This window comes from Pseudomonas sp. 13B_3.2_Bac1, from assembly GCF_025466205.1.
Lineage (GTDB): Bacteria > Pseudomonadota > Gammaproteobacteria > Pseudomonadales > Pseudomonadaceae > Aquipseudomonas > Aquipseudomonas fluorescens_H.
The window spans coordinates 19,208-34,294 of record NZ_JANLOG010000152.1 but is presented as its reverse complement, the minus strand read 5'-3'; the positions used below and the strand labels follow the sequence as shown (position 1 = coordinate 34,294).

Below are 15,087 nucleotides of genomic sequence, written 5' to 3'. Positions count from 1 at the left end.
GGCCGTGATCGAAAGCGGCCAGCCGCCCGCATTTACGGCGTTTAATGCCGCCTCCTGAAAAATCCACGCCGCTACTGTCACCTCGCTCCCCGGCAAAAAAAGCAAAATTGCCATGTGTTTCCATCGTTCCTTCTTGCGTCGCACTGTTCATTGCCCGTCCCCTGTCTGTCTGGAGTTTCTCGATGCCGTCGCCCAAATCCCTGCCCTCTGCCCTGCTGGGCCTGGCCCTCGCCTGCCCGGTCATGGCCGAGGAACCCAAAGGCATGGAGTTGGGCCAGGTGCTGATTTCGGCTGAGGAACAAAGCGGCGCCGATGCCTCCGTCGCCGAGGCCCAAGCGCGTCTGGCGCAAGTGCCCGGCGGCAGCAACGTGGTCGACATGCGCCAACCGTTGCAGGGTCGTGTGGCGAGCAATCAGGACGTGCTGGCGTATCAGCCGGGGGTTTACGCGCAATCGGCGGGCAACGAAGGGGTGAAGATTTCGATTCGTGGTTCGGGGATCAACCGGGCGCCGGGCGCGCACGCTTCGGGGCTGTACACCCTGCTCGACGGCCTGCCGCTGACCGGCCCCGGCGGCACGCCCTACGAATTGCTCGAACCGCTGTGGCTCGATCATGTGGAGGTGCTGCGCGGCGCCAACGGCTTTGATCGCGGCGCCCTGGCGCTGGGCGGCGCCGTCGATTACGTCAGCCACACCGGTTACGACGCACCGAAATTGCAGGTGCGCTATGCCACCGGCAGCCATGGTTATCAGCAGCGGCAAGTCAGCTCCGGGCAAGTGCTGGGCGACTTCGATTACTACGTGTCGCTGACCGACTCGAACGCCGACGGCTATCAGGATCACACCGCCAGCGAGAGCAAAGGCGTGATCGCCAACTTCGGCTATCGCTTCAATCCGAACCTGGAAACCCGCTTCTATATCCGCTATCGCGAGACCGACAACGACCTCGCCGGTCGCGTGACCAAGCACTCGATCGAGCACGATCCGCGGGCGGCCAACCCGGCTTATGTGTCGCGCGACGACAGCCGCAAACAACCGGGCAGCACCTTCATCGGCAACAAGACCACCTACTACATCGACGACGATTCGAGCATTCAGACCGGCCTGGTCTATCACGATTACCCGATGGACCTGCGCGAAGGCCCGAACCGTCTGAAAGTGGCCTACACCGACGTCAGCGGCACGTTCGACTACAAGCGCCGCGACACCCTGTTCGGCATGGAAAGCCGCAGCACCATCGGCCTGCGCACCACCAAACATTTGCCCAACGACGGCGCCAGTGAATTCGTGCGCATCCCGTCCGGCAACACTGCCGCGTATACGCCGGGCACACGCATGCGCAACTTCACCTATCAGGGTTCGGACACCGTGCTGCATGTGGGCAACGACCTGGAACTCGCCGACGACCTGTGGCTGACCACCGGCCTCGCCGCCATCTACACCCGCCGCGAAAGCGCCGTCACCTACCCGCAAAGCGGCGGCAAAACCAGCCTGAATGACTGGGATTACGCCCCGCGTCTGGGCCTGCGCTATCAGGTCACGCCGGACCTGCAACTGTTCGGCAACCTCAGCCGCTCAGTCGAGGCACCGCACCCGTGGTCGCTGATCTATAGCTCGAACATCCGCTTCCCCGCCGGCAACGGTGCGGCGACCGGCACCCAGAGCGACCCGATCAAACTGCAGAACCAGACCGCAACCACCCTCGAACTCGGCGGTCGCGGCGACAGCGCACTCGGCCAGTGGAGCCTGGCGTGGTACTACGCGCAGGTGCGCCACGAACTGCTTTCGGTACTGCCGGACGCCAACGCCGTCACCCCGTACGAACTCAACGCCAGCCCCACCGTGCACCAGGGCGTGGAAGCCAGTCTGCAAAGCACACTGTGGTCGGCCCCCGACGGACGTAAATTGAGCCTGCGCCAGGCCTACACCTTCAGCGATTTCCACTACCGCGACGACCAGCGTTTCGGCGACAACCGCCTGCCCGGCCTGCCGATGCACTACTACCAAGGCGAACTGCGCCACGACTGGCCGCAGGGTTTCTTCGCGGCGGTCAACACGCAACTGGTGTCCAAGGTCGCGGTGGATTACGCCAACAGCTACTACGCCGATCCCTACGCACTGTTCGGCGCCACTGTCGGCTACAACGCGCCGAAAAACGACTGGCAGACCTGGCTGGACCTGCGCAACCTGACCAACCAGCACTACGCCGCGACGGTCACGCCGGGGTATGACGACAAGGGCCTGGATGCGGCGCGGTCTACGCCGGGTGAAGGGCTGGGGGTTTATGTCGGGGTGTCGTGGAGTTTGCTCTGACGGTTTGCATACTCGGCAACCCGCCGGGTTACTACTCCAACGTAGGCAAATGATTACGCAAAATATTCTCCAGCCCCGGCCGCGTATGTTTCTCCCAAGGGCAAACATCCTGCGCATCGCCTGTGTGCAGATACTCGCCGGAATCAAATTCCTGATAGATGTCAAAGGCTGGCTGGGGCATTTCTGCGTGCATCGACACATCAACGATGGGGTTGATAAGTGCATTCATCACTTCATCGCCAAACTCAAAATCACGCTTGTTTGACAGGAAATCTCTGGCTACGGCGATCGCGACTTGATTAAGCAGATCGCGACGCTCGACCTGCAGCCGCTCACAAAAGGGTTGCAGATCGATGTTCAAGCCTTCTTCAATCGCCTCCAGCATGACCAGATAAAGATCGGCTTCACTCAACGGCCTACTCATCACTCATTTTCCTGCTCTGTTCTTGATGCTCGCCCGGTTCACTCATAAAACTTGCCGGCCAGCAAAATGCTCGCACAGCGCTGCCATACGTTGGCCGAAGAGACATCTGCTGCCACCTGCCTGGAACTGTCGATCGCCCAGGCACCTGCGGCCTCAAAAAACGCATCCACAGATCCATTTTCCCAACCCAAGGCGCCCCGACCATAGGGTGACAGCGGTTCGTTCATTGTCCGCTCACGGGCGAAATCGGCACCCAGTGCCTGAATAAACGTAATGAACGATTGCTCGTCGTTCACGCGTTCCAGCAACTCATCAAGATCATCAGGCGCAGACATCGTGGCAAATTCCTGTTGGTGAATGGGTTTGCCCGGGATGCTGCTATGCATCGACCAGAGGGTCAACCCGTCCGTCAAAACGGCCCCTGCGTCATCACCCGCGTCTCGATAATGCTGCGCAGCGCAACGACCCGCTTCTGATACAGATCGGTCAAACAATCGAGCTTCGCGCCACAGGCCTTGCGGCTTTTGAGGAAGGCCTGTTGTTCGCCGATCAGAGCATCGCGCCCGCCCATCGGCAGCAGGCGTTTATCGAGGCTGAACAGCTCGCCCATGGTGACGTCCAGGTCGTTCAAGGCGCGGTTGGCGCAGACGGCTTTTTCGTCCATGGATTTGGCCTTGTCGCAGTCGAAACTGGCGGCTTGCGTCGAATTTGCAGCGATCAGCAGCGCACAGCCGAGGGCGGCTGCGGTCACCCGTGAAATTTCTCGAACTCCCGTCATGGCTTCGTATCCAACGTTGTAGGTCAATGGAGGTATGAGAAATGAAAAGCACCGACGATATCAAGCCTGCAACACCTCATAACGCGCCACCACTCGACTCCTCGGGCAAACCGGTGGATGTGGTGAACCGCGATCTGCAGGACAGCGACGACGACACCCGCGTCGTGGACGAGGTGATTACCCCCACCTCCACCCGCGTCATGGAACAGGACACCGAGGAACTCAAGCGTAAGACCGATGCGATCGAACGCAAGGTCGCCGACGGTAACTGACGCGACGCCCCCCTCTTACAGTGAATTTTCACCTTCCTGTCCCGGGTTTTCCTGCCCGGGACAACCCTCCCCCTGTCCTGCAAGCCGCGTTTTTACTGGCTTCGCCCCTTCTGCTTCAGCAATTTGTATTCACATCCCAGCTTAATAATATTTTACCGATACCCCCCTCCTGCCTAGTCTGACCGCAAGCAAAACGGACCAGCCTGAAGCGATCCGAATCCACTTGCCTTGCCAGGAAGGATGTAGAAATGACCACTGAAATAATAAAAACAGACACGCTTGTCGTGGGGGCCGGACAGGCCGGTGTGGCGATGAGCGAGCACCTGAGCAAACTCGGCGTGCCACACCTGGTGCTTGAGCGCAGCCGCATCGCCGAACGCTGGCGCACCGGGCGCTGGGACTCGTTGGTAGCCAACGGCCCGGCGTGGCACGACCGCTTCCCGGGGCTGGAATTCGATGATGTCGATCCCGACGGTTTCGCCCATAAGGAGCGCGTGGCGGACTACTTCGAAGCCTATGCGAAGAAATTCAACGCGCCGATCCGCACCGGCGTTGAAGTCAAAAGCGTGGTGCGCAATGTCGGGCGTCCGGGCTTCACCATTGAGACTTCCGAAGGAGTGATCGAGGCCAGCCGCGTGGTCGCGGCGACCGGCCCGTTCCAGCGCCCGGTGATCCCGCCGATTGCGCCGCAAGACCCGCGTCTGTTGCAGATCCACTCCGCCGACTATCGCAATCCGCAGCAACTGCCCGCAGGCGCAGTGCTGGTGGTTGGCGCCGGTTCGTCAGGCGTGCAGATCGCCGATGAACTGCAGCGCTCCGGCAAGCAGGTGTACCTGTCGGTAGGTGCGCATGACCGTCCGCCGCGTGCCTATCGCAACCGTGATTTCTGCTGGTGGCTGGGGGTGCTCGGCGAGTGGGATCAAGCAGCGATGAAACCTGGCCGCGAGCACGTGACCATCGCGGTCAGCGGCGCGCATGGCGGGCGCACCATCGACTTCCGTGGTCTGGCCCATCGCGGCATGACGCTGGTCGGCGTGACCGAGTCGTTCAATAACGGCGTGGTGACCTTCAAGCAGGACCTGCGCGACAACCTCAGGCGTGGCGACGAAAACTATCTGGCGCTGCTGGATGCCGCTGATGCCTACATCGAGCGCAACGGTCTCGACCTGCCGGAAGAACCCGAAGCACGCGAAACCTATGCGGATCCCGAGTGCGTGAAAAATCCGCTGCTCGATCTGGATCTGGCCAAGGCCGGGATCACTTCGATCATCTGGGCCACCGGGTTCGCCGTGGATTATTCCTGGCTGCAGGTCGCCGCGTTTGACGACAAGGGCAAACCGCAGCATCAGCGTGGCGTGTCCAGCGAGCCGGGGGTGTATTTCCTTGGGCTGCCATGGCAGTCACGGCGCGGCTCGTCGTTCATCTGGGGCGTGTGGCACGACGCCAAACACGTGGCCGATCACATCGCCACCCAGCGCAAATACCTCGACTACCAGGATGCCGAGCAGCGTGAAGCCGCCCTGCATGCGCAGATTCACAGCAAAGCCGTCGGCACCGTCGACGCTTGATTTCCCTTTTCGCGGCGGTGCCCGGTGCGCCGCTGAACACCTAGTCTGGAGCTGTACATGAGCAAGCCAACCCACACCCGCATCCGTATGTTCAACACCAAGGACACCTACCCGAACCAGACTCTGGACAACGACCTGTGCCAGGCCGTACGCGCCGGCAACACCGTGTATGTCCGGGGTCAGGTCGGCACCGATTTCGACGGTAATCTGGTGGGCCTCGGGGATCCGCGTGCGCAGGCCGAACAGGCCATGCGCAACGTCAAGCAACTGCTGGAAGAAGCCGGCAGCGACATGAGCCATATCGTCAAGACCACCACCTACCTGATCGACCCGCGCTACCGCGAGCCGGTGTATCAGGAAGTCGGCAAGTGGCTCAAAGGCGTGTTCCCGATCTCCACCGGGCTGGTGGTGTCGGCACTGGGGCAGCCGCAGTGGCTGATGGAGATTGATGTGGTGGCGGTGATTCCCGATTAACCCTGAAAACCGAGTCGCGACATTCGCGAGCAAGCTCGCTCCCACAGGGAAATACATGCCAACTGTGGGAGCGAGCTTGCTCGCGAAGAGGCCCGCAAGGACAACAAATTCCTCGAAAGGAGTTAGACCATGACCTTTTCAATCGCAGCCCGTTGCCCCGAAACCGGCCAGTTCGGTGTCGCCATCAGTTCCTCCAGCATCGCCGTCGGCGCGCGTTGTCCGTGGCTGCTGCCGGGTGTCGGCGCGGTGTCGAGCCAGAACATCACCCTGCCGTCCCTCGGCCCGGAAGTCCTTGCATTGATGGAGCAAGGCCACGCGCCCGACGCTGCGCTGGACCAGGTGCTGACTCGCAACGGCTACAGCCAATACCGGCAGATCACCGCGATCAACCACCTCGGCCAGACCGCGCATTTCAGCGGCGCACAAACCCTCGGCGTGCACAACGCGGTCTCCGGCGAACAATGCGTGGCCGCCGGCAACATGCTCGCCGGGCGCTCGGTAATCGAAGCGATGGTCAGTGCCTTTGAGGACGGCGAAGGCCAGTTGGCCGACCGCTTGCTCAAGGCCTTGCACGCCGCACAAGCCCTCGGTGGCGAAGCCGGGCCGGTGCATTCGGCAGCTGTGGTGGTGGTCGGCGAACAGACGTGGCCGATCGTCAATTTGCGAGTCGACTGGGCAGACGCAGACCCGATCAGCCAGTTGCAAAAACTCTGGGACGCCTATCAGCCGCAGCTGCAGGACTACATCGACCGTGCCCTCGACCCGGCCAAGGCGCCGGGCTATGGCGTTGCCGGAGATGATCGATGAGCAGCCGCGTCGCGTTGCTCAAGACGCTGGTGGGGTTCGACACCACCAGCCGCGAATCCAATCTGCAACTGATCGAGTTCGTGCGTGACTACCTCGCTGGCTTCGGCGTGCCGTGCGAGCTGATCTACAACGCCGAGCGCAGCAAGGCCAATCTGTTCGCGACGATTGGCCCGGCCGAGCAACCGGGCATCGTGCTCTCCGGACACACTGATGTGGTGCCAGTCGACGGCCAACCGTGGACGGTGGCGCCGTTCGAACTCAGCGAGCACGACGGCAAGCTATTCGGGCGCGGCACCGCCGACATGAAGGGCTACATCGCCTGCGTGTTGGCCTTGGTGCCGGCGCTGGTCGCTGCAGACCTGCGCATGCCGGTGCACATCGCCCTGTCCTATGACGAAGAAGTCGGTTGCCTCGGCGTGCGCTCATTGCTCGCCGAGCTGCAGCAGCGTCCAGTCAAACCTTTGCTGTGCATCATCGGCGAACCCACCGAGCTGAAACCGGTGCTCGGCCATAAAGGCAAACTGGCGATGCGCTGCGACGTGCATGGTCATCCCTGCCATTCGGCCTACGCACCGCTGGGAGTCAACGCCATCGAATACGCCGCCGAGCTGATCGGCGAGCTGGGGCGTATCGGCCAGCAACTGAAAGCGCCCGAGCATCACGACGCGCGCTTCGATCCGCCCTACAGCACGGTGCAGACCGGGGTGATCAGCGGCGGCAAGGCCTTGAACATCGTGCCTGCCGATTGCCGCTTCGACTTCGAAATCCGCGCCCTGCCCTCGCAGGATCCAACCCAGGTCGCACAACAGTTGCAGGCTTACGCCGAGCAGCAAGTGCTGCCGCGCATGCGTGCGGTCAGCGAGCACAGCGCGATTCGTTTCAGTGAGTTGTCGGCCTATCCGGGCCTGGCCACCGATGCGCAGAGTCAGGCGGCCGAGCTGATTGCGGCGTTCTGCGGTTCACGGGAATTCGGCACCGTGGCGTTCGGCACCGAGGGCGGGCTGTTCGATGCGGCGGGTATTCCCACGGTGGTTTGCGGCCCCGGCAGCATGGATCAGGGGCACAAACCGGACGAGTTTGTCAGTCGTGCGCAACTCGATGCCTGCGATGCGATGCTGCAACGAATGCTGGCCTCGATTCGCGCCTGATCCTTTCGGCCTGACTGCCTGCCTTCAGGCGTGCAGTCGGGCCAACTCCTCCCGGCAATGATCAACGAACAACTGCACCGGTTTGGTCAGTTGCACCCGGCGCAGCCAGGCTGCCGACAAGCCCGAACCGGTCACGGTTTCCGCCAGCGGCACGCACACCACTTTCTGCCCGTCGTAGGTGTACTCGCCGAACGGTCGGGTCACCAGAATCGAAAAGCCGAAACCGCGCCCGACCATGCCGCGCACCATCTCGATCGACGGCGAGCTGAAGACGATGTGCGGGGTCAGTCCGCGCTCCTCGAAAATGCTCACGAAGTAGGTGCGGCTGGGCACCACGTCGAGCAGGATCATCGGCTCCAGCACCAGATCGTGCAGCGAGACTTTCGCCTGTTGCGCAAAGCGATGGTCGGCCGGCAGCAACGCATAGGGCTGCTGCGGCGGCATCAGCGGCGTGGTTTCGATAGTGGTGTCGAGATCGTGTTCGAACAGCATCGCCACATCGATGCTGCCGGCAGTCAGCGCCTGTACCAATTCCTGTTGTTCGCCATCGCGAATACGGATTTCCACGCCCGGCCAGCGCTGCTTGAAACCGGCGATCAGGCGCGGCAGGTACAGCGGCGCCACCGTTTCGAAACAGCCGATATCGATCTGCCCGGCGACCACGTCGTTGTCGGCCAGCGCGTTCTGCTCGAACTCATGCGCCACCCGCAGCAACTCCAGCGCCTTGCGATAAAACCGCGAACCACTGGGCGTCAGCGACACGCCCTGGGCGTGATGGCGGATGAACAGCTGCACGCCGAAGCTTTCTTCCAGATGCTTGATCGCGGTGGAGACCGACGGCTGGGCGATGTAGAGCTTGCGCGAGGCTTCGGCGACGCTGCCGCAATCGGCGGTGGTGACGAAGTATTTGAGCTGGCGCAGGTTGTAGGCGGCCATATAAAACCTCTGCAAGTAAGACGACGCTTTTGTGGTGAGGGAGCTTGCTCCCGCTTGAGTGCGCAGCACTCACAACATCAGCGGGCGTGGCGCAATTTTGGGGGCCGCTGCGCAGCCCAGCGGGAGCAAGCTCCCTCGCCACAGGAAAGGGTTCGCCTCTGAAAGTTTTTGTTGTTGATCACGGTTGAACATACCGGACAGCCCCCAAACCCGGGGCATATATTTTTTAAGGTCTGAAGCAACAAACTTACTAATTTATCTATCCCGGGCCTTTGCACATGATCGCTTCAACAAGAAATGCGCCGTCCGTGTCGGCGCTTACCGAAGTACGTCCACGTACTCATCCTTGCCTTGGAGTTCGTCATGTCCACCTCTGCAACAACGTCCGCCCCGCTCATTGAAAAACACACGATAGGATACGTGCCCCCCGAAGATCGCCACGGAAAGGTCAGGGATCTGTTCACGCTGTGGTTCGGCGGCAACATCGCGCCGTTGCCCATCGTCACCGGCGCGCTGGGCGTGCAGTTGTTCCACTTGAACCTGGTGTGGGGCATCGTCGCGATTCTGGTCGGCCATCTGGTCGGCGGCGTGCTGATGGCGTTGCACTCGGCGCAAGGCCCGCAGATGGGCATTCCGCAGATGATCCAGAGCCGCGCGCAGTTCGGCTCGCTGGGCGCATTGCTGGTGGTGCTGATTGCCGGGGTCATGTACATCGGCTTTTTCGCCTCCAACATCGTGCTGGCCGGCAAGTCGCTGCACGGCGTGGTCGACAGCGTGCCGGTGCCGGTCGGCATCGTCATCGGCGCGTTCGGTTCGGGGATCATCGGCATTATCGGCTACCGCTTCATCCACGTGCTCAACCGCATCGGCACCTGGGTGCTGGGGATCGGCATCGTCGTCGGTTTCGGCTACATCTTCACCCATATTCAAACCGATGACTTCCTCACCCGCGGCAGCTTCAACCTCTCCGGCTGGCTCGCCACTGTGTCGCTGGCCGCGCTGTGGCAGATCGCGTTTGCGCCGTACGTGTCCGACTATTCGCGTTACCTGCCGGCCGACGTAAAAGTCTCGTCGACGTTCTGGACCACCTATCTGGGGTCAGCACTGGGTTCAAGCCTGGCGTTCATCTTCGGTGCCGTTGCCGTGCTCGCGACCCCGGTGGGCATGGACACCATGGATGCGGTCAAGCTCGCCACTGGCTCGATCGGGCCGCTGATGCTGGTGCTGTTCCTGCTCAGCGTAATCAGCCACAACGCCCTCAACCTGTACGGCGCAGTGCTGTCGCTGATTACCCTGGTGCAGACCTTCGCCTACCGCTGGATCCCCACCGCGAAAAGTCGTGCGGTGATCTCGGTGATCGTCCTGCTGGCCTGCTGCTTCGCCGCCGTCGGCGCCTCGAAGGACTTCATCGGCCACTTCGTCGACATGGTGCTGGTGCTGCTGGTGGTGCTGGTGCCGTGGACCGCGATCAACCTGATCGACTTCTACGCCATTCACAAGGGCCAGTACGACATCCAGTCGATCTTCCAGGTCGACGGCGGCATCTACGGACGCTACAACCCGCAAGCGCTGCTGGCCTACGCGATCGGCATCGCGGTGCAGATCCCGTTCATGAACACGCCGCTATACGTCGGCCCGGTCTCGGCGCACATCAACGGCGCGGACCTGTCGTGGCTGGTCGGGCTGCTGGTGACTTCGCCGCTGTACTTCTGGCTGGCGAGTCGTGACAGCGCCTATCGGCGGCGGATGATGGACGGGAAACTGGTGGGCAGTCTCTGAGCTTGATTCGATGTAAAAAGAAGGCCCGCCGCTGTGCGGGCCTTCTGCGTTTTGGTGTGGTATTTGTTGAGTTTCTACAGGTACCCACGAGACAGGGAAAACTCATGCTGCGAATTCTGGGCAAGGCCTCATCGATCAACGTACGCAAAGTGCTGTGGACCTGCGCCGAACTGCAGATTCCGTTCACGCGTGAGGATTGGGGATCGGGATTCAAACCCACCGACACCCCAGAGTTCCTCGCCCTCAACCCATGCGCGATGGTGCCGGTGATTCAGGACGGCGATTTCACTCTGTGGGAATCCAATACGATCATTCGGTATCTGGCGGGCGCCCATGGCGGCGCAGACCTTTACCCCGCCGAGCCGCGAACCCGCGCGCGGGTCGATCAGTGGATCGACTGGCAGGCGTCGGAGCTGAATCGCTCGTGGTCGTATGCGTTCATGTCGCTGGTGCGCCAGTCACCGGATCACCAGGACCGCGCCGCTGTGGCCAAGGGCATTGAGCAGTGGTCGCAGACCATGGGCATCCTCGATCAGCAGTTGCAGAAGACTGGCGCCTACGTCAGTGGCGAACAGTTTTCCCTCGCCGATATCCCCATCGGGCTGTCGATCAACCGCTGGTTCGAAACGCCGCTCGCGCATCCGGACTATCCCGCCGTCAGCGCGTATTACCAGCGTCTGAGCCAACGCGAAGGCTTTCGCCTGTATGGCCGAAACGGTACGCCATAACGAAAAAACCTCTGGTTCCCGATCACGGAACCAGAGGTTTTTATTGGCCTGAAACGTAGATCAGGCCGGAACACCCAGAATGATGTGCGACGCCTTGATCACCGCCGTGGCGCTCACACCTTTGGCCAGACCCAGCTCGGCAACGGCATCACGGGTAACGATCGAATAAACCTTCGAACCGCCGGCCAGCTCGATCACCACTTCAGCATTGACCGCGCCGTCGGTGACGCTCAGCACTTTGCCTTCCAGGCAGTTGCGCGCCGACAGGCGAATGTCGCTGGATTCAGTCATCAGCATCACCCAAGGTGCCTTGACCAGCGCAACGGCTTCCTTGCCAACGGCGATGCCAAGGTTCTTGATGCTTTCCATGGTCACGACGGCAACCAGTTGCTCGCCCCCGGCCAGGGTCAGAACCACTTCGGCGTTGACCGCACCGGCCTGCACCTGGCTGACGTTGCCTTTGAATACGTTGCGTGCGCTGACTTTCATGACGGGCTTCCTTTTTTGACTTTAGAGTTAGGAAAAACGGCCTGCATCATCAGAGTTAGCGTTATGTAGAAACAACTACAGCGCTGCGCTCTGTTGTCACACTTGCACTGTGCAAACACCTGTCGAGCAACAATAGATCAGATCAACAGATCTTCATAAAACGCGCCAAACGGTCGCTGCGGGTGGGCGATCTGGATTTCCAGAATCCACACCCCGGCATTTGGCGTCTGCTCGAAATCGCCGAGATTGCCGCCGCGATGGATCGCATGAGGGAAATCGCTGACGCGGTGGCCCTTGATGTCGAGATTGAGTTTCCAGCCCATGGCTTCGGCCTGATCGCTGGCGCAACGGTACAACTCGACACCGCTCACGCCTTGGCGCCACAGCGCCTCGACGCGCTTGAACAGCTCCTTGGAGGCCGCCGCGCAGGCGATCATTTCCGGATCGGAGCCGGTGGTGAAGGTTTCGCCGGCATCGCCTTCGTGCCCCTGCCAGACCACGCCCATGTCGATGAAGAAAATGTCGTTTTCACCGAGTACCGGATCGCCTTCGGAACGTTCCTTGAACGCCTTCAGCGTATTGGCGCCGAAGCGGATCAGCAGCGGGTGCCAGATGCGGTCCATGCCCAGTTCGGCGAGGATCTGCTTGCCCCGTTCCTGGGCTTCGGATTCACGCATGCCGGGCTTGATCACCTGTGCGATGGCATCAACCGCATTCCAGGTCAGGCCCTGCGCATGACGCATCGTCTCCAGCACAAACCGTTCACCGACTGCTTCTTTACCGCTCAGGGCTGCACTCATGTCCTTGTCCTCATGGCTACGCTGTATAGTTTTTTATATTGCGAAACGCCGATCAAGATACAGCCATGACACAACGTGTCAATTACTCTTCTGCGCGCACCACGCCGCGTTCTTCCAGCAAGCGCACAAACATGCTCAGGCTGCGCGACACCGTGCCCCGGCGCCACACCAGCCACGTAGTCAGATAACGAAAATCCGCCGCCAGCGGCCAGACGCTGACCGTCGCGCTGCCGGGCATGCTCTGCAGCATTTTGCGCGGCATTAATGCCAAACCGGCCCCGGCACTGACGCAGGCGAGCATGCCGTGATAGGACTCCATCTCGAAGATCTTGCCCGGCACGGCGGCGTCGGTGCTGAACCATTTTTCGAAGTGATGACGATAGGAGCAGTTGGAGCGAAACGCATAGATGTTCTCGCCGTTCACATCCGCCGCGCGCTGCACCGGCGCGTGATTGAGTGGCGCGATGATGACCATCTCTTCCTCGAACGCCGGCACGCCTTCGAGCGTTGGATGCAACACTGGGCCGTCGACAAACGCAGCGGCCAGACGCCCAGAAAGTACGCCATCGATCATCGTCCCGGATGGCCCGGTGGACAGGTCCAGATCGACTTTCGGGTGAAGCTGGTTGTACGCCGCCAGCAGTTCGGGAATGCGCACCGCTGCGGTACTTTCCAGCGAGCCTAGGGGAAACGCGCCTTGTGGTTCTTCACCGGCGACCGTGGCCCGCGCTTCCTGCACCAGATCGAGAATGCGCCGGGCGTACTCGAGAAAACTCCAGCCGGCCGGTGACAGGCGCAAGCGACTTTTCTCGCGGATAAACAGGTCGACACCCAGATCCTGCTCCAGCTGTTTGATCCGCGTGGTCAGGTTCGACGGCACGCGATGGATGTGCGCCGCCGCAGCGCTGATGCTGCCGTGCTCGGCAACGGCCTTGAAGATTTCCAGCTGCACCAGATCCACAGTCATTCTCCAATCGTGAAAGAAACGATCTTTATTATTCAGTTTCCAGAAAACAAACGCCACCCTACTCTAGGCCCATCCACTGAACTCGCAGGACGACGCCATGAGCCAGATTTCCAGCCAGACCCACGCCATCTCGATCAACCCTGCTACCGGCGAGCAGGTCGGTCACTACGCCTTTGAATCGGCGCAAGCCCTCGACGCTGCGCTGACCCGCGCCGCATTCGGTTTCTCGAAATGGAAACGCAAGCCGCTGCAGGATCGCTCCCGCGCCTTGACCGCCCTTGCCGGCGCTCTACGCGAAACTGCCGAAGCCATGGCGACCATGATCACTTTGGAAATGGGCAAGCCGATCGCCCAGGCCCGTGGCGAAATCGAGAAATGCGCCAAGCTTTGCGAGTGGTACGCCGAAAACGGCCCGGCGATGCTCGACGCCGAACCGACTCAGGTCGAAGGCGGCAAGGCGCGCATCGAGTACCGTCCGTTGGGCCCGATCCTCGCGGTGATGCCTTGGAACTTCCCGATCTGGCAAGTGCTGCGCGGTGCGGTTCCGGCGCTGATCGCCGGCAACACTTACGTGCTCAAGCACGCGCCGAACGTGATGGGCAGCGCCTACCTGCTGCGCGACGCGTTCAAGCGCGCCGGTTTCGCCGATGGCGTGTTTGAAGTGATCAACGTCACCCCGGAAGGCGTTTCCAGCGCCATCGCCGACCCGCGCATCGCCGCTGTCACCCTGACTGGCAGCGTGCGCGCCGGTATGGCCATCGGTGCCCAGGCCGGTGCCGCGCTGAAGAAATGCGTGCTGGAACTGGGCGGTTCCGACCCGTTCATCGTGCTCAATGACGCTGATCTGGACGAAGCCGTGCAGGCTGCCGTCGTCGGCCGCTACCAGAACTCCGGCCAGGTCTGCGCCGCGGCCAAGCGTCTGATCATCGAAGAAGGTGTGGTCGAGGAGTTCACCCGCAAATTCGTTGAGGCGACCCGCAAGCTGAAGGTCGGCGATCCGCTGTCCGCCGACACTTACATCGGGCCGATGGCGCGTTTCGACCTGCGTGATGAACTCGATCAGCAAGTGCGCGACACCCTTGAAGAAGGCGCCACTTTACTGCTCGGCGGTGGCAAGGCCCAAGGCCCGGGCAACTACTACGAGCCAACCGTACTGGCGGATGTCACCGACCGCATGACCTCGTTCAAACAGGAACTGTTCGGCCCGGTCGCCTCGATCATCACCGCCCGCGATTGCGCCCACGCCATCGCCCTGGCCAACGACAGCGACTTCGGCCTGACCGCGACGATCTACACCGCCAACGTGCAACTGGCCCAGCAACTGACCAGCGAACTGGAAACCGGCGGCGTGTTCATCAACGGCTACTCCGCCAGCGACCCGCGCGTGACCTTCGGCGGCGTGAAGAAAAGCGGTTTCGGCCGCGAACTGTCGCACTTCGGCGTGCGCGAGTTCTGCAACGCGCAGACCGTGTGGCTGGATCGCAAATAATCAGGACTCCAACACGCACTGGTGGGAGTGGGCTTGCTCACGAAGGGGTCGGCATGTTCAGCATTGATAGTGACTGATCTGACGCCTTCGCGAGCAAGCCCGCTCCCACACTCGAA

At 61.5% G+C, this 15,087-nt stretch carries 16 protein-coding genes; 9 read left to right on the top strand and 7 right to left on the bottom strand.

Annotated features, from left to right (window positions below):
- The first annotated feature begins 182 nt into the window (after positions 1-182).
- Complete coding sequence (locus NTD85_RS25895; protein WP_262143545.1) at positions 183-2,312, top strand: TonB-dependent receptor family protein; 2,130 nt, start codon at positions 183-185, stop codon at positions 2,310-2,312.
- Between the two features lie 31 nt (positions 2,313-2,343).
- On the opposite strand, the gene NTD85_RS25890 is transcribed toward NTD85_RS25895, so the two are convergent.
- The 3 genes from NTD85_RS25890 to NTD85_RS25880 form a co-directional block, all read right to left on the bottom strand.
- Positions 2,344-2,736: a hypothetical protein gene (locus tag NTD85_RS25890; RefSeq protein ID WP_262143544.1), complete on the bottom strand. Its 393-nt coding sequence runs from the start codon at positions 2,734-2,736 to the stop codon at positions 2,344-2,346.
- A gap of 38 nt (positions 2,737-2,774) precedes the next feature.
- Positions 2,775-3,071, bottom strand: a complete 297-nt coding sequence (locus NTD85_RS25885; protein ID WP_003225865.1) for a hypothetical protein — start codon at positions 3,069-3,071, stop codon at positions 2,775-2,777.
- Positions 3,072-3,145: 74 nt separating this feature from the next.
- A complete protein-coding gene (locus NTD85_RS25880) occupies positions 3,146-3,514 on the bottom strand; it encodes a lysozyme inhibitor LprI family protein (protein ID WP_003225866.1) in 369 nt (122 codons plus the stop codon).
- Positions 3,515-3,555: 41 nt separating this feature from the next.
- Here NTD85_RS25880 and NTD85_RS25875 point away from each other — a divergent pair, with 41 nt between their 5' ends.
- From NTD85_RS25875 to argE, 5 genes are all read left to right on the top strand, one after another.
- On the top strand, positions 3,556-3,786 hold the full coding sequence (locus NTD85_RS25875) for a hypothetical protein (protein ID WP_262143543.1): 231 nt from the start codon (positions 3,556-3,558) through the stop codon (positions 3,784-3,786).
- A gap of 248 nt (positions 3,787-4,034) precedes the next feature.
- Entirely contained in the window at positions 4,035-5,354 is a 1,320-nt protein-coding gene (locus tag NTD85_RS25870) for a flavin-containing monooxygenase (protein WP_262143542.1), read from the top strand.
- A 57-nt stretch (positions 5,355-5,411) separates the two neighbouring features.
- Positions 5,412-5,828, top strand: a complete 417-nt coding sequence (locus tag NTD85_RS25865) for a RidA family protein (protein ID WP_095136459.1) — start codon at positions 5,412-5,414, stop codon at positions 5,826-5,828.
- Between the two features lie 129 nt (positions 5,829-5,957).
- Positions 5,958-6,635: a DUF1028 domain-containing protein gene (locus NTD85_RS25860; RefSeq protein WP_262143541.1), complete on the top strand. Its 678-nt coding sequence runs from the start codon at positions 5,958-5,960 to the stop codon at positions 6,633-6,635.
- On the top strand, positions 6,632-7,783 hold the full coding sequence (gene argE / locus NTD85_RS25855) for an acetylornithine deacetylase (protein ID WP_262143540.1): 1,152 nt from the start codon (positions 6,632-6,634) through the stop codon (positions 7,781-7,783). Before NTD85_RS25860 ends, argE begins: the two co-directional genes overlap by 4 nt.
- 24 nt (positions 7,784-7,807) lie before the next feature.
- On the opposite strand, the gene NTD85_RS25850 is transcribed toward argE, so the two are convergent.
- Entirely contained in the window at positions 7,808-8,719 is a 912-nt protein-coding gene (locus tag NTD85_RS25850) for a LysR family transcriptional regulator (RefSeq protein ID WP_139054754.1), read from the bottom strand.
- A 363-nt stretch (positions 8,720-9,082) separates the two neighbouring features.
- On the opposite strand from NTD85_RS25850, the gene NTD85_RS25845 reads away from it, so the two are divergent.
- Positions 9,083-10,498, top strand: coding sequence for a purine-cytosine permease family protein (locus NTD85_RS25845; protein ID WP_262143539.1), 1,416 nt, complete (start codon positions 9,083-9,085; stop codon positions 10,496-10,498).
- Positions 10,499-10,602: 104 nt separating this feature from the next.
- A complete protein-coding gene (locus tag NTD85_RS25840) occupies positions 10,603-11,226 on the top strand; it encodes a glutathione S-transferase family protein (protein WP_262143538.1) in 624 nt (207 codons plus the stop codon).
- 60 nt (positions 11,227-11,286) lie between these two features.
- On the opposite strand, the gene NTD85_RS25835 is transcribed toward NTD85_RS25840, so the two are convergent.
- The 3 genes from NTD85_RS25835 to ptrR all read right to left on the bottom strand — a co-directional run bounded on the left by NTD85_RS25835 (position 11,287) and on the right by ptrR (position 13,476).
- Positions 11,287-11,715 (bottom strand): molybdopterin-binding protein, encoded by a 429-nt coding sequence (locus NTD85_RS25835; protein ID WP_262143537.1) that lies wholly within the window; start codon positions 11,713-11,715, stop codon positions 11,287-11,289.
- Between the two features lie 137 nt (positions 11,716-11,852).
- Positions 11,853-12,515, bottom strand: coding sequence for a M24 family metallopeptidase (locus NTD85_RS25830; protein WP_262143536.1), 663 nt, complete (start codon positions 12,513-12,515; stop codon positions 11,853-11,855).
- 82 nt (positions 12,516-12,597) lie between these two features.
- Entirely contained in the window at positions 12,598-13,476 is an 879-nt protein-coding gene (gene ptrR, locus NTD85_RS25825) for a putrescine utilization regulator PtrR (protein ID WP_262143608.1), read from the bottom strand.
- Between the two features lie 103 nt (positions 13,477-13,579).
- Between ptrR and NTD85_RS25820 the strand changes: the two genes are divergently transcribed.
- A complete protein-coding gene (locus NTD85_RS25820) occupies positions 13,580-14,971 on the top strand; it encodes an aldehyde dehydrogenase family protein (protein ID WP_262143534.1) in 1,392 nt (463 codons plus the stop codon).
- Positions 14,972-15,087 lie beyond the last annotated feature (116 nt).

Coding starts and splice junctions, on each gene's coding strand:
- NTD85_RS25885 (WP_003225865.1), bottom strand. CDS start 3,071: ATGTCTGCGCCTGATGATCTTGATGAGTTGCTGGAACGCGTGAACGAC.
- NTD85_RS25860 (WP_262143541.1), top strand. CDS start 5,958: ATGACCTTTTCAATCGCAGCCCGTTGCCCCGAAACCGGCCAGTTCGGT.
- NTD85_RS25820 (WP_262143534.1), top strand. CDS start 13,580: ATGAGCCAGATTTCCAGCCAGACCCACGCCATCTCGATCAACCCTGCT.
- NTD85_RS25870 (WP_262143542.1), top strand. CDS start 4,035: ATGACCACTGAAATAATAAAAACAGACACGCTTGTCGTGGGGGCCGGA.
- NTD85_RS25890 (WP_262143544.1), bottom strand. CDS start 2,736: ATGAGTAGGCCGTTGAGTGAAGCCGATCTTTATCTGGTCATGCTGGAG.
- NTD85_RS25840 (WP_262143538.1), top strand. CDS start 10,603: ATGCTGCGAATTCTGGGCAAGGCCTCATCGATCAACGTACGCAAAGTG.
- NTD85_RS25835 (WP_262143537.1), bottom strand. CDS start 11,715: ATGAAAGTCAGCGCACGCAACGTATTCAAAGGCAACGTCAGCCAGGTG.
- argE (WP_262143540.1), top strand. CDS start 6,632: ATGAGCAGCCGCGTCGCGTTGCTCAAGACGCTGGTGGGGTTCGACACC.
- NTD85_RS25830 (WP_262143536.1), bottom strand. CDS start 12,515: ATGAGTGCAGCCCTGAGCGGTAAAGAAGCAGTCGGTGAACGGTTTGTG.
- NTD85_RS25895 (WP_262143545.1), top strand. CDS start 183: ATGCCGTCGCCCAAATCCCTGCCCTCTGCCCTGCTGGGCCTGGCCCTC.
- NTD85_RS25875 (WP_262143543.1), top strand. CDS start 3,556: ATGAAAAGCACCGACGATATCAAGCCTGCAACACCTCATAACGCGCCA.
- NTD85_RS25850 (WP_139054754.1), bottom strand. CDS start 8,719: ATGGCCGCCTACAACCTGCGCCAGCTCAAATACTTCGTCACCACCGCC.
- NTD85_RS25880 (WP_003225866.1), bottom strand. CDS start 3,514: ATGACGGGAGTTCGAGAAATTTCACGGGTGACCGCAGCCGCCCTCGGC.
- NTD85_RS25865 (WP_095136459.1), top strand. CDS start 5,412: ATGAGCAAGCCAACCCACACCCGCATCCGTATGTTCAACACCAAGGAC.
- NTD85_RS25845 (WP_262143539.1), top strand. CDS start 9,083: ATGTCCACCTCTGCAACAACGTCCGCCCCGCTCATTGAAAAACACACG.